The organism is Actinosynnema sp. NPDC050436 (assembly GCF_040655415.1).
Taxonomy (GTDB): domain Bacteria; phylum Actinomycetota; class Actinomycetes; order Mycobacteriales; family Pseudonocardiaceae; genus Actinosynnema.
The window spans coordinates 47,455-59,480 of the sequence record NZ_JBFAJV010000018.1; the positions used below are offsets into that span (position 1 = coordinate 47,455).

Annotated in this window: 15 protein-coding genes; 7 read left to right on the plus strand and 8 right to left on the minus strand. The window is 63.7% G+C overall.

Annotated elements, in window-relative coordinates; all coding sequences use genetic code 11:
• Window positions 1–159: 159 nt before the first annotated feature.
• Genes AB0I60_RS32125 through AB0I60_RS32135 form a run of 3 tightly spaced genes read right to left on the minus strand, consistent with a single transcriptional unit; the run spans window position 160 to window position 1,105 of the window.
• Window positions 160–489 carry a hypothetical protein gene (locus AB0I60_RS32125; protein ID WP_360736493.1) on the minus strand — a complete coding sequence of 110 codons (330 nt, stop codon included), beginning with the start codon at window positions 487–489 and terminating at the stop codon, window positions 160–162.
• Complete coding sequence (locus AB0I60_RS32130) at window positions 486–824, minus strand: WhiB family transcriptional regulator (RefSeq protein WP_360736496.1); 339 nt, start codon at window positions 822–824, stop codon at window positions 486–488. The genes AB0I60_RS32125 and AB0I60_RS32130 overlap by 4 nt, the downstream gene beginning before the upstream one ends.
• Complete coding sequence (locus AB0I60_RS32135; RefSeq protein WP_360736499.1) at window positions 821–1,105, minus strand: helix-turn-helix domain-containing protein; 285 nt, start codon at window positions 1,103–1,105, stop codon at window positions 821–823. The genes AB0I60_RS32130 and AB0I60_RS32135 overlap by 4 nt, the downstream gene beginning before the upstream one ends.
• Before the next feature lie 150 nt (window positions 1,106–1,255).
• Here AB0I60_RS32135 and AB0I60_RS32140 point away from each other — a divergent pair, with 150 nt between their 5' ends.
• Together AB0I60_RS32140 and AB0I60_RS32145 are read left to right on the plus strand one after the other, a co-directional pair.
• On the plus strand, window positions 1,256–1,630 hold the full coding sequence (locus AB0I60_RS32140; protein WP_360736501.1) for a hypothetical protein: 375 nt from the start codon (window positions 1,256–1,258) through the stop codon (window positions 1,628–1,630).
• Between the two features lie 150 nt (window positions 1,631–1,780).
• On the plus strand, window positions 1,781–2,953 hold the full coding sequence (locus AB0I60_RS32145) for a tetratricopeptide repeat protein (RefSeq protein WP_360736503.1): 1,173 nt from the start codon (window positions 1,781–1,783) through the stop codon (window positions 2,951–2,953).
• On the opposite strand, the gene AB0I60_RS32150 is transcribed toward AB0I60_RS32145, so the two are convergent.
• The 3 genes from AB0I60_RS32150 to AB0I60_RS32160 are packed head-to-tail and all read right to left on the minus strand — an operon-like array spanning window position 2,921 to window position 5,867.
• Window positions 2,921–3,493, minus strand: coding sequence for an NUDIX hydrolase (locus AB0I60_RS32150; protein WP_360736506.1), 573 nt, complete (start codon window positions 3,491–3,493; stop codon window positions 2,921–2,923). The genes AB0I60_RS32145 and AB0I60_RS32150 overlap by 33 nt on opposite strands.
• Window positions 3,494–3,535: 42 nt before the next feature.
• On the minus strand, window positions 3,536–5,131 hold the full coding sequence (locus tag AB0I60_RS32155) for a hypothetical protein (protein ID WP_360736508.1): 1,596 nt from the start codon (window positions 5,129–5,131) through the stop codon (window positions 3,536–3,538).
• 7 nt (window positions 5,132–5,138) lie between these two features.
• Window positions 5,139–5,867: a hypothetical protein gene (locus AB0I60_RS32160; protein ID WP_360736511.1), complete on the minus strand. Its 729-nt coding sequence runs from the start codon at window positions 5,865–5,867 to the stop codon at window positions 5,139–5,141.
• Window positions 5,868–6,782: 915 nt separating this feature from the next.
• On the opposite strand from AB0I60_RS32160, the gene AB0I60_RS32165 reads away from it, so the two are divergent.
• From AB0I60_RS32165 to AB0I60_RS32175, 3 genes are all read left to right on the plus strand, one after another.
• Window positions 6,783–7,382, plus strand: a complete 600-nt coding sequence (locus AB0I60_RS32165) for a YdcF family protein (RefSeq protein WP_360736717.1) — start codon at window positions 6,783–6,785, stop codon at window positions 7,380–7,382.
• Window positions 7,383–7,486: 104 nt separating this feature from the next.
• Entirely contained in the window at window positions 7,487–8,044 is a 558-nt protein-coding gene (locus AB0I60_RS32170; RefSeq protein ID WP_360736514.1) for an NUDIX hydrolase, read from the plus strand.
• Between the two features lie 82 nt (window positions 8,045–8,126).
• Entirely contained in the window at window positions 8,127–8,735 is a 609-nt protein-coding gene (locus AB0I60_RS32175) for a hypothetical protein (RefSeq protein WP_360736516.1), read from the plus strand.
• A gap of 24 nt (window positions 8,736–8,759) precedes the next feature.
• Here AB0I60_RS32175 and AB0I60_RS32180 read toward each other — a convergent pair whose 3' ends face one another.
• Both AB0I60_RS32180 and AB0I60_RS32185 read right to left on the minus strand, forming a co-directional pair.
• Window positions 8,760–9,722, minus strand: a complete 963-nt coding sequence (locus tag AB0I60_RS32180; protein WP_360736518.1) for a hypothetical protein — start codon at window positions 9,720–9,722, stop codon at window positions 8,760–8,762.
• Window positions 9,723–9,834: 112 nt separating this feature from the next.
• Window positions 9,835–10,695 (minus strand): hypothetical protein, encoded by an 861-nt coding sequence (locus tag AB0I60_RS32185; RefSeq protein WP_360736521.1) that lies wholly within the window; start codon window positions 10,693–10,695, stop codon window positions 9,835–9,837.
• A 472-nt stretch (window positions 10,696–11,167) separates the two neighbouring features.
• Here AB0I60_RS32185 and AB0I60_RS32190 point away from each other — a divergent pair, with 472 nt between their 5' ends.
• Complete coding sequence (locus AB0I60_RS32190) at window positions 11,168–11,488, plus strand: hypothetical protein (RefSeq protein ID WP_360736524.1); 321 nt, start codon at window positions 11,168–11,170, stop codon at window positions 11,486–11,488.
• An 11-nt stretch (window positions 11,489–11,499) separates the two neighbouring features.
• Complete coding sequence (locus AB0I60_RS32195) at window positions 11,500–11,697, plus strand: hypothetical protein (RefSeq protein WP_360736527.1); 198 nt, start codon at window positions 11,500–11,502, stop codon at window positions 11,695–11,697.
• Window positions 11,698–12,026 lie beyond the last annotated feature (329 nt).

The window sequence follows — 12,026 nt, forward strand, 5'->3', positions numbered from 1 at the left end:
ACCATCCAGTGACCTCAGGAACCCACGAGGCCGCCACTGTGGCTTCTGGTGCCCACCCAACCCGCGGTGCCGCCCAGCCGTCCGCCTTGTTCCTCTCAGGCGCGGCGGGTGGCCGCCCGAAGGCGACCACCCTTCCCACACCCGACCGGTTCGGGGCGCTCACCGTCGATCACCTCGACGTTGCGGCCCGTCCACCGCAGTCACCGTCAACGCCTTGGTCAGCGTGTACGCGGAGAACAGCGCGGGGAGACCCAGCACCACCCACAACAACGTCGAGTCGCGCCCGTGAGCGATCACCAACCACTGAACACCCACGATCACACTGGCCATGACCAGCACCCGACCCGTGAGCGACAACAAACGGGCACCGGTACGTGCCGCGTCCGCTGCCGCCTTAGCCTTGCGCGAGCCGGCCCGCCACACCATCACCACCGCCAGCAGCACACCGACACCAGCGAGCACCTGGGTAGCCGTCAGGTCGACTGTCATGACGACCCGCCCATCCGGTCACGTCGCGCGACCCACACCAGGTACAGGGCACGCCGGTCGTCATCCGACAGCCCACCCCGCACACCGACCGCCTCGACACCGGCCGTGCGCAACTCCAGCTCCAGGCACGCAAGCCGCTCTGGACAGTCGGCACACAACCGGGCTGCCAACTCCCGATCGGTCAACCCCTCCCCGTCCCACTCAAGAGCCCAGTCGTCCGATGCCGGCCGCTGACACCCGTCCTGCGTGACGATCTCCCACAACACCTCGTCGGGTACCGCCGCGAACCGATCAAGCTCTACCGCAATGACTTCGTAGTAGTTCTCGGGGTTCACCACGAGGCACCCCCGTTCAGCCGGGCGACCTCACGGGCCGTCCGCCGCTCGGCAGCCGCGCGGGCCACGTCCACGACTTCGCCGGACGCAGCGGCCTGCTCGGCCAACTCCTCAACCGCCCGTGCCGGCACCACGTAGCGAGTCCGCAGCCGGACAGCGGGGAACGCGTTCTCACGAATCGCCCGGTAGACCGTCGCGGGGTCGACGCGCAGGATGCGCGCGGCCTCGGCGACTGTGTAGAACAGTGGCGAACGTCCTGCCGCTCCACTTGTTGTACTCATTGGTCACGCCTCCGAAGACTGATTTCACCGCTCGGAGCGCTGACATAGGCGTTGATTATCGGTCAATCACCGCTGATGTCAGTCATTGCTCCGGATCTGGGCCAAGCTGCGCGCTAACGTCGGCGCTGAGGGCGGAGCACGGAGGCGTACGTGAAAGAGGATTGGTCGGCGGTCGCGGAGGCAGTCAACGCCCGCGCGAGCGAGCTGGCGCTGAAGCAGCGGGAACTCGCGGAGAAGTCGGGAGTCTCGCTTGCGATCGTCCGCGAGATCCAACAAGGCCGAATCCAGCGCCGACGCAACCCGCGCACTCTCGAAGCGCTGTCGATCGCGCTCGACTGGCACCCGCAGCACCTGACCGCAGTTCTCAACGGCCAGCACCCACCGGAAGCAGACGCGACCGCGACCCAGGTCGACAACCCGGTGATCCCACTGCTGAACACCATCATCCGCGAGATTCGAGGGCTGCGAGCCCAGCTCGGCGCACTGACCAACCGGCTTGACGACGAGCCGCGAAGAAAGGACTGATTCGCGGAAGTCGTTCGGCGATGCCTGCGTCGCTGTCATGACAACAGCAGACCGCCGAACAGAGGGACGAAATAATTGTCAGCGGCTAACGCTCCACGTGTTAGGTGGAGTTAAGTTCGCAGGTCACGGCCTCAGGGGACAGGGGAGAACGTGGCAGGACAGGGACGCGGAGACCCGCCGCGAACGCGGCTCCAGACCATACGCAAGGAGCTTCAACGGACCCAAGCCCAGGTCGTCCGCTACTTCCTCACACGAGGTAAGACGCTGGGCATCCCGGTAGCCAGCGAGTCGGCGCTGTCCGTGATGCTGTCCCGCTGGGAGAACGGTCACGTAGAGGTGACGGACCCTGGCTACCAACGCCTCTTCCGCGAGTTCTACGGCCGAAGCAACGAAGAACTAGGCTTCCCAGCGGAGCACGTGAACGAATCGGCAGAGGAACTTCGGGACCGACTGTTCGTAGCCCGGAGCGTCGACCGTGGAACGGTCGACCTGTTCCAACGACAGGTGAACGACCTGCGCCACTCGGATGCGAGATTCGGTGCGGTTGCAGTGCTCGACCAGTTGAACAACCTCGTTCGCCAGATGGAGGGTGTTAAGACTTTCAGTGTGAGCACCCGTCTCCGCGAACGCTTGGCAGCCATCCTCACAGACGCGCGCACACTAGCCGGCTGGACGGCACTCGACCGAGGTTCCCAACTCCAGGCGTGGCAATATCACGAAGACGCCAAGGTCTCTGCACGCGAAGCCGACTCACCCTTCCTGTTGGCGCACGCCACAGCACAGCAAGCCGTCATCCTCCTGGACATCGGCGAACCGGCCGCAGCCGTCGAGCTGCTGGAGTACGCGCGCAACGTAGCCGAGAACCGCGCTCCGTCGCTCCTGCGCACCTGGCTGGCCGCAGCACATGGAGAAGGACTCGCAGCGGCCGGACGCCACGGCGAGTCCCTACGCGCGTTCGATGAGGCCCAAACACTCCTGCCGTCGAACCCGATAGATCCCGAGCTACCGCACCTGATGCTCAACGACGGTCACTTGGCGAGGTGGCGCGGCAGTGCACTCGTGCGACTCGCCGACCACAACGCGGTCACCAATCTGGAAGCGGCAGTGCGGGAACTAGAGACGTCCCCGCACTCAGCCATCCGCGCCCAACTCCACATGTACGCAGACCTAGCCTTCGCCTACGCCAGGGCTGGCGACAGCAAGGGAGCACTGAACTACGCAGCCAAGGCCCGCCAACTAGCCTCCCGCATCGGCTCTGACCGCCAACGTCAACGCCTAGCCACGTTGCAGCTACCCGAGATCGGTGGACCCGGCATTGCGTGAAGCCAGGTAGAACAGCAGCGGCACGATTGCTCCTGACCCGAGCACCTCACCGCGCTTGATCAGCTCCAGCATCCGATCAATCGGAATCCACTCGATGCGAGCGGCTTCTTCGGCGTCAGTCGGCTCACCGACCTTCTCGGCTTTGCGCCAGATGTAAGCGTTCACCGGAGCGTTAACCATGCCGGGCAACGGTTGGAAAGTTGCGATGTGCTCAGGTTCGCCAATCGGTCGCCAACCGGTCTCCTCTTCAGCCTCCCGAGCAGCCGTTGATGCCGGGCTTTCTCCGTCTTCGACAAGGCCACCGATAAGTTCATAGCCCCACTGGTCGACGGCGAACCTGTACCGCCAAAGTGTCAGAACTTCTTCATGCTCGTTTAGGAGGAGGGCTACAGCGACATGATCTAGTTCTACAACATGGTGTTCGAAACGAGTGCCATCGGGTGGCTCGACATCGACAAGCCCGAGTCGTACCCACTTGTTGTCGTAGATGGTGCGCTTCCCATGCACCTTCCACGTAAGATTTTTTGGATGATCGTCCATGTCTCCCTGCTAGTCAAGTCGCCGATGCGGAGGCAAAGTATCTCAACCTGAGAGGTACTCAAGCACTGCGGTAATAGCGGCACTTCGCATTTGGCGAGTCCTTACCTTGCCGACGTAACGTGCTTGTTTGAAGACGGATTCGTCTGCCACGAGGACGTCTCCGATAGTTGTAAGATTAAGTTCTTCGAGCTTCTGTTTTTGAAAAGCTGTGAGATCTAGAACGGTGCTGGGAGTCCGCAAGCGAGCTTCAAGTGCGACATTGTTAGTCGCATCAAAGTCTTGTAGGGAAAGATTCTTGATGGGGTCAAAAGCCGGGTGATTTGCCCCAAATTCTACCACTCGTTTAATGGATAGAGAGCGCCTGACCTTGGAACCGTAACTGATGGGGTCACTATCCAAGGCAAACTGGCACCCGAGGTTTACCATGTATCGTGTGCCGACGGCCATTCTCGTACCACGAATACCGGAAACACCCTCTTGAAGAATGCCGCTGTAACAAAGCAGTTGTAGTGCTTCTTTTACGATACCGGGCGCATTGCGGTGAATCCAGATATGGGTCGAAGTCTGGCTATCTCGGCCACTATTTCTCTTGTAGAGATCAGGGAGAACTGTTCCTTCCATGAACCATCGTCCCCAGTCGATCAGCTTACTGTGACCGGGGTACCTCTCAGACAAGCCAGAGTGTTCAGCCCAGATTTCTTCACGGTAGTATTGTCGGATGGTTTCTTGTGCACTCTTTCGCCTAAGCGGCAGGCTGCGTGACAGTGTCTTAAGCAAGATTCGCGGGTTTCCTGTAGCTGCATATGCGAGAGTGTCGAAAAGGTCACCTTGCGAGTCAAGAATTCGCCGCAGATCTTTTTCTTGTTTGTACACGATTTCGCGCATGGTTCCCGCATACTCCTGATCAAAGATTGCCCGATCAATGGAGACCACGGTGGCGTCATGGTTGGGTTGGAAGAAATCGCCAAATGCTGTTGCGCCAGGGTACACGGCCGCCTTGACGGCAAGATATGGGCTGCGGAGCTCGCGCATCAAAGTGAAGAATTGTCGTTGTTGTTCGGGTATGAAAACATGGGCAGCTTCATCCACCAGGAGAGTTATGCGACGTAGGCCGGTTTGTTCACAAAGGTCCGCAACTGCCTCGGCAACTACTTCAGGACCGGGTACTTTCACGGATTCGACATCTGTGTTAGTGTCGCGCCACGCACTTTCAAAACCTTGCTCCACTGCTTCCAGTCGAGAAGGCTGGTCATCAGTTGACTGGCCTCGGATCGCGGATATCGCGGAGCCACTTGGAAGCGTAATACCCGCCGCCAATGCAGCTCGTACGATGCGATTGCAGATTTTCGCAAGCATCCAGGCTGAGAATTGGTCGGCTGTAGGTCGTTTGATCAATGTTGCTGTGGCAAAAGTGACATAGACTGGCAGAATCCCCTCGGTCCTCAGACTATTCAGAAGCTCTACTTCTGCGACTCGGAGGAGAAAGGACTTTCCTACTCCCCGGCTCCCGCGCAGGATTACTGGTGAGCGGCTTTTCAAGATATCTACGGCAATCCGATCAGTCGAGGTTTCCACCAGGTAGTCGAGGATCTCATCGCGACGAATATCTTCGGTTCGAAAGAAAAAGTCTGATCCCATAATTTTCCTAGTCCACTGGGAGGCCAAGAGTCTGGCGGACAATCTTCATGTGCGAGAATGAATGTTCGAGCGTCGCTCCGAGTGAGCTGTTTGCCTCTATGTCGATCTGGGAGCCGTATCGGCAATAGAGTAGGAACAGGACCGATTCTGCTGCGTCGCGAGCCGTTTGTATCCAGTCCTCAATTACGTTCTTGGAGTACTTCAGAGTGTCTGGCAAGCGTTGCGTTACTGCCGCTTTGCCGTGGATGAACTGAGAGCAATGGCGGTAGCAGCGTGCTGCGCGTGATGCGTACTCTTTCGCGTCCTGCACTGCGTCAGCATTGAACTCTTGCACGAAGGATGCGCTGAGGATTCCTGTCTCTTCGTCGATAGCTCTCGACCAGGAAAAGTCGATCCTGTCGGACAGCCACTGCCTCCGTGTGAGTTCATTCGCTGAAAAATAGACCGCTGCAAAGGCTAGCTCTAGAAAGGTTCGAAGTCCTGCGCACGCATGACTGTATGAGCCACTAGCGCCAGCATATATGGAAAAAGCTAGGTCACGTCGGGCCGCAGTTATCTGCGCTACCTCAGGGCGGTCAATCAGGAACTTTTCCCATTTATTTATATCGAGGTCAAGCTGGAGAATAGATCCAAGTCCGTCTTTATGCTCGGATGCGGCTTTCTCTATTGCTTCATGAGCATCGCCGTGTAGATGGCGAAGGTGCTGCAATATGGTAGAAGCGTCATTGCCGGACATCTCAGCCCCCCGCTTGCTCCCGTACGTTGACGGGAGGGTACCTCGTCAGTCGTGGTGCGACTAGAACTTGGTCTTCACCAGTCACATGGGTGACACAATGGCAACTTACTGCTACTGCCTGTTGCTTTGCTTCACGAAAGAGCTTTATCGCTCTTCCCTCGCTTCTCGTTAGCTGGCGTTTCGTGATTATTGCAGAGATGCAATAGTGGACGTGAAAAGTCTTCGCGTTTATGAACGACCGTCTGCTACGGGCATACTGGGTTGCGACGGGCCGGAGAGGCCCTCGGCCCGGTCTTCGCATCGTCCACGAACTTGTCCATGAACCTCCGCCGAGAAGGCGCCTGGAGGCGTAACTTCTAGACAGGCGGTCGTCGGTAGCCGCTGATCAAGGCTGTGTGCGGTGTGACCTTGGACACTCATAATCCGTCAGGTCGTGGGTTCGAACCCCACCCGCCCCACTCCTCGCGCTGGTCAGCGTGGTGACGGCTCGCACGAACAAGATCGTCGCCACGCTTTTGCCACTGTTTATGGCCAGGACCCCGTGGGTGCACGGGTGGGCGAAGCGCGGGTGGGGCAATGCCCGTAGAGAGCGAAGCGCGGAAGAGCAAGAGAAGCGCTCGCCGCGCGGCAGGCCAACAGGATGACGGGGTGGGTGGTGATCTTGCGTTGCGTGGTGGGGCGGGGGTCGTGTCATCCCGTCGACCTCCCGGAGGGCTATCACGCGAGCCGGGGTCCTGCGAGGGTGGCACCTCGGCCGCCGGGTGGGCGTGCATGTCGCAGGACCCCGACTCGCGTGATAGGGCTGCGCCAGGTCGACGGGATGACAGGAGCCCCTCTCTTGGGCGCAGCGACCGGGTCGGGTTGATACCGGAAGAGCACCGTGCGGATGTGCTCGTGTTGTGGGACTACCACGACATGAAGCACCCCGTGCGGCCTGCCGACATCGGGATCGGGTTCGGCAGCCATGACATCGGTGTTGCGGTGCGCGCAGTCGAGCTGTACCACGCGCGTGTCGTGCCGCAGTTGTTGTTCACGGGGGCCAACGCTCCGACGACTGTCACGCGATTTCCCCGGGGTGAGGCCGTCCACTACCGCGAGCACGCGTTGGCGCACGCGGTGCCCGACGGTGCGATCCTGGTGGAGACCGAGGCCGGGAACACCGGCGAGAACGTGACGCTGAGCCGGGAAGTGCTGCGGCGTCACGGAGTCGAGGTCGGATCGGCGGTGCTGATCTCGCGCCCGTCCCAGGAGCGGCGGGTGTACGCCACGTGCCGGATGTTGTGGCCCGGTCTCGACGTCGTGTGCACATCCCGTCGACCGGACGTCGACGAGTACGTCGCGAGTGTCGGTGACGTCGATCTGGTGATCTCCACGCTGGTCGGCGATACGCAGCGCATCACCCTGTACGCGGAGGCCGGGCACGCCATCGCGCAGCACGTCCCGGACGAGGTGCACGACGCCTGCGGACGGTTGGTGGCGGCGGGGTACACCAGCAGGTATATCGCAACCCACTAGGCGCTCCTCGCCGCACCGTGCGTGGCACGGCATAGTGCACGGGTTCGATTCTCTTCGAGCACACGAGCACGAACCTGCCGCCTGCAATGGGAAAGAGCCGCATCGTGAAGACCGACCTGACCCCGAACACGTGCGTGGACGCCGAGACGTTCGCTGCCGCCGTGGAGCTGGAAGGCCCGCCGGAGACCGAGTTCGACCCCGGCATCGCCGCCCGGCTCCCGGCCAAGGCGACGGCGGGCGGCGCGCTGATCCGGGACGAGGACGGCCACATCCTGTTCGTGACGCCCCGCTACAAGCCGGTGCTGGACATCCCGGGAGGCGTTGCGGACGCCGACGAGTCCCCGAGGGCGGCGTGCGCGCGCGAACTGGAAGAGGAACTGGGGCCGGGCATCCCCGTGGGAGCCCTCCTGGTCGTGGACTGGGTGCCCCGCAAGGGTCTCTGGCGGGACAGCCACCAGTTCATCTTCGACGGCGGGATCCTGCCGGCCGACCGGGTCGCCGACCTCCGCACTCACGACGAGGAACTCGCGGGCCTTCGCTTCCTCCCCCTCGCCGAAGCCCGCCCCCTCATCTACCCGTCCCTGCACCGCCGGCTGATCCTGGCAGTCGAAGCCGCCGAAGGCGGCCACCCCATCTACGCCGAGTTCGGTCATGCGCTGTGAAGCGGTTGCGGAGACTGGTAGTAACGGGAGTCGGTGACTGCCAGCAGGCGGTGACGGCCTCTTAACGGAGGAGGGCACGAAGGTGTTCGAGGAGTGGGCGGGGGCTCTCCGCGAGCTGACTGCGACCAAGGAGGCCGCGGAGAGTTGGCGGCACAACCGCTACGAGTTCGCGCACCGGCTGGGGCACGCCCTGACGGATGACCGGCAGACCGGTGAGCCGGTCGTGTCCGGTCACGTCGTCTACGGGGTGTGGCTGAAGTGGGGCCTGCTCTACGTCGGGCAGACCCGCGGCGCGGAGCGGCGGTTGCGGGACCTCCCGGTGGGGGAGAGCCACCACCTCGCCAACACGTTCCCGCCCGAGATCTGGCACCGGGTCGTGGTGGTGTCCTGGCCGAAGCTCGCCGAGGCCGCGTCGGCGGTCGCGGAGGTCGAGCCGGACGAGGTCGGGCTCGGTTTGGAGCACCGGTTGCAAGCCTGGCTCCAGCCCCTGGCGAACGCTTCGCGCCGGACTCCGGGCGGGAACTGGCGCAGCGTCGACTGGACGAGGAGCCGGTCCAGGGGCGCGGTCGTCGGTGCACGGATCGACCGGTTGTTCACCGAGGTGCGGAACGTGTGGGAAGAGGCTTCTCAGGCGGAGGTCGCGGCGGAGTCGGACGTCTACCGCGTGGTCTTCCCGGCAGACTTCCGCTGAGGCCCTCGGGACGCTCGGTGGCTGTCAGATGGCGCGGGCGGTGAGGCGGGAGGTGGCGATGTTGTCGCTCCACGTCCAGCAGAAGCCCACGATGCTGCTGGACGCGGCGAAGGACAGGCGCTTGCTCACCTTCGACTCGTCGACCGGGACGGGTTCGCGGGTCAGGGGTTCGCTGTCCGGGGACGGGTCGCGCCAGCTCGCCCACCACACGCGGCTGGGCAGGTTGTGGCTGCTGAAGTGCACGGCGATCGACATGTCGCTCATCGGGCGCACGGCGATGCGCCGGAAGTCCGACTGCGGGGCCACGTACGACAGGGCCACCTCGTAGCTGATCTCCACCTCGTCGCCGTGCCGCAGCGGCTTGGTGAAGATCAGGTCGAACGCGTACGTGTCGGACGTGCTGCGGTACAGCTCGGAGCACCGGTGGGACGCGTCGGTGACCGCGATGTCCGGGGTGTCGAACTGGACGGGGAAGCGGGCCAGGCCGTCCGCTCGGGCGACGAGGAGCTGGTGCATGGAGTGGCGCATCGGCGAGCCGTTCTCGTCCACGTAGTGGATCTCGTTGGAGGACAGCACCTCGAACTTCGACGCCTGGAACCCGACGGCCTCCAGGGGCGGCGGGGCGAGGGTGCGCAGCGCCTCGACTTCCTCGGAGCCGGTGCCCGCGAAGCGGGCCCACAGGGTGCGCACGTCGCGGTCGGCGATGGAGAACGCGCCGACGAACAAAGCCAGCGTGTCCGCGGTGAGGCTCGTTCCGGCCAGTGCGCGGTGCACGCGGCTGCGGAGTGTGCGGTAATCCGGTGTCGCACCGCTCCGCAATCGCACGTAGTCGACGATCACCCGGGCCACAGCCGCCTGGCTGATCTCGCCGTCCCGCGCTTTGCCGACCTGTTTCACCCATCGTTCCCGGTAGCGGCCGGGACGGTTGAGCAGTTCCCGCAAGAAGGCTGCCGCGACATCTGCTCCGGCCAGGTTTGTACCAGGCATGGCAGTCCTCCAGCAGGCGTGGGTCGAGCCTGGGTAGTCTGCCACGAGGTGGGGACCGGCGGAACCGCCGCAGGGGGCGCTGTCCGGTGAGCCCGGGGTCGGCGACCGGCCACTACCACTTCCACATGAACCCGGCGCAGGCCCGTTCGACGGACCTGAGCGAGCGGTGGACCGACCGGTCGCCGTCGATTTCGACCGGGTCCTGGCACAGGACGAGGCTGTCGCCGTCGCGGCCGTCCCACTCGGCCCACCAGACCTGTTCGGGAATGCGGTCCGGGTGGAAGTGCACGCGGACGTTCCAGCCGTTGTACCTGTTGTAGACGCACCGCCGGTATTCCGGGGCCGGCGGCTCGACGTACCGGAAGGACTGCCGGTACTGCAAATGCGCGGTCGCGCCGAGCGGAATCGGTTTGTGGAACAGGAAGCGGACCTCCCACAGGCTGTTGCCGTAGGGCAGTATCCCGCCCTGCACCCCGCCGTAGGTCAGCGCGACGTCGATCCGGTCGGTGTTGAACCGGTACGGGAAGTAGGCCAGGCCGTCCACGTGGGAGAGGATCGTCTGGCGGACCTCGTGGTGCGCGGGCAGCCCGTCCGCGCCGATGTGGTGGTCCTCGTCCACGGAAACGGTCTCGTGCTCCGGCGCGGGCAGGTCGTCGGGGCGTTCGAGCTTCCCCTCGATCACCGGGCCGTACTCCTCGCCGTGCCAGATGCGTTCCGAGCGGCTGCGGTGGAACTCGCTGAACCCGAATGCCGCGCACAGCCTGCGGAGCGTTTCCAGGGTGAGCGGTTGGCCCTCCAGGGCCCGGTCGATCTTCTGGTGGAAGATCCGCTTCCCCTTGTGCCCGTGCCGGCTCTGGAGATATGCCTGCTGCTGCCTCTCCTTCAGTTCGCCGAGTTCGAAGCAGTAGTCGGCGTACACCGCCGCCACCGCGTCCTGGTTGAAGTAGCTCGGGTCTTTTTCGGCGGTGGCCACGTTTTCGAAACCCGCGCGCCGAACCCATTTCCGGCGATACGGCAGAGAAGGGTCGCAGAGCAGGTGCTTGACGTACAACGCAGCAGCCCGCGCGGCGAGTCGAGGTTGCTCCGACCTACTCAATTCCACTCCACGGCGACTGTGACACGAGTGAGACGGCCCTGCCCGTAGATCGTCGGCGCACTCCTCGCCACGTGTCAATCCCGCCAATCGGCCCTACTCCGTGGCGCGGTCGATTGGAATAGAAGTCCGGGGTTGACCGTTCCGGTGATCATCCCTATGGTCTGCCGACCGCCGGTATTCCGAACGCTCGGTCGAACCGACGGGCGTGCGGTCGGCAAAATGCGAAAAAGATTGTAGACAGTCGGATGGGTGCCGGCGTCGCTCGGTGCGACAAGTCTGTGACAAGTTCCCTAGACGATGTTCTCCAAGCAGCCCGGGAACAGCGGCTGAGCAGCGAAGGAGCACCACAGTGTCTGGGGAGATCCGGCGTTTCACGGCGCAGGCGGACACGCCGCCGTCCACCCGTGCGCACGGCAGCCCTGCCCGGTCGGCCGCAGGACGGCGGCTCCGGGCGTCGCTGCGTGAGCAGGCCGTGGACGGGCTGCTCGACAAGGCGCGCGTCGCCGCCGCCACGGAGGCGGCGATGGACGTCATGGACGGGGTGAAAGCGGTCGACGCGCACCGCAGGAGCCTCGCCGGCGACGACCAGGTCCTCAACCGCCTCCTGTTCGACGTCGAGGTGGATTACGTGAATCGCGTCACGCGCGTGCTGCGCGGTCGCGCGTACTGAAGGGCGTTGCCATGTGGGACATCCGCTACGCGGCAACCAAGGTGGTCGAGTGGGGGACCGGGCGGAAGACGTACTCGCTCAGCCCCCAGGCGCACGCCGCCCCGTGCGGCGGCGACGACGGGTTCGTGATCGTGGAGGGACGGGGAAAGGAGCTGGGCCACGGGGCAGGAGTGGAGCCGGAGGAGGCCGGAGGTGGTTCGGATCGGTGACGGGGGTGGTTCGGATCGGTGATGAGGAGGGCTGGTGCGGGGTGCGAAGTGCGGCGGTGCTCCTCGGTGTCGGCCTCGGGGTGCGGGGCGTCGTCCACGTCGTCACGCACCACTGGCCGGAGTTGTTGCTGTCGGTGCTGGTCGTCGGTGCTGTGTGGCTGCACCTCCGGCTGGGAGCCGGCCGAGATCCGGTGCGAGGTGCGGGGCGTGGTTCGGTGCGGGGCGCGGAACGGGAGTTGAGGCGGGAGTTGCGGAGGCTGGCTCGGTGCCGTTTGCGCCGGCGTGTGCGGATCAGGGTGGCTACTGCGATGGCCGAAGCGGAGATGGAG

What these genes read in the sequence shown, in the direction of transcription:
- AB0I60_RS32165 (WP_360736717.1), top strand. Translation starts at nt 6,783, where the DNA reads ATGAAGCACCCCGTGCGGCCTGCCGACATCGGGATCGGGTTCGGCAGC.
- AB0I60_RS32180 (WP_360736518.1), bottom strand. Translation starts at nt 9,722, where the DNA reads ATGCCTGGTACAAACCTGGCCGGAGCAGATGTCGCGGCAGCCTTCTTG.
- AB0I60_RS32125 (WP_360736493.1), bottom strand. Translation starts at nt 489, where the DNA reads ATGACAGTCGACCTGACGGCTACCCAGGTGCTCGCTGGTGTCGGTGTG.
- AB0I60_RS32150 (WP_360736506.1), bottom strand. Translation starts at nt 3,493, where the DNA reads ATGGACGATCATCCAAAAAATCTTACGTGGAAGGTGCATGGGAAGCGC.
- AB0I60_RS32160 (WP_360736511.1), bottom strand. Translation starts at nt 5,867, where the DNA reads ATGTCCGGCAATGACGCTTCTACCATATTGCAGCACCTTCGCCATCTA.
- AB0I60_RS32155 (WP_360736508.1), bottom strand. Translation starts at nt 5,131, where the DNA reads ATGGGATCAGACTTTTTCTTTCGAACCGAAGATATTCGTCGCGATGAG.
- AB0I60_RS32195 (WP_360736527.1), top strand. Translation starts at nt 11,500, where the DNA reads ATGTGGGACATCCGCTACGCGGCAACCAAGGTGGTCGAGTGGGGGACC.
- AB0I60_RS32135 (WP_360736499.1), bottom strand. Translation starts at nt 1,105, where the DNA reads ATGAGTACAACAAGTGGAGCGGCAGGACGTTCGCCACTGTTCTACACA.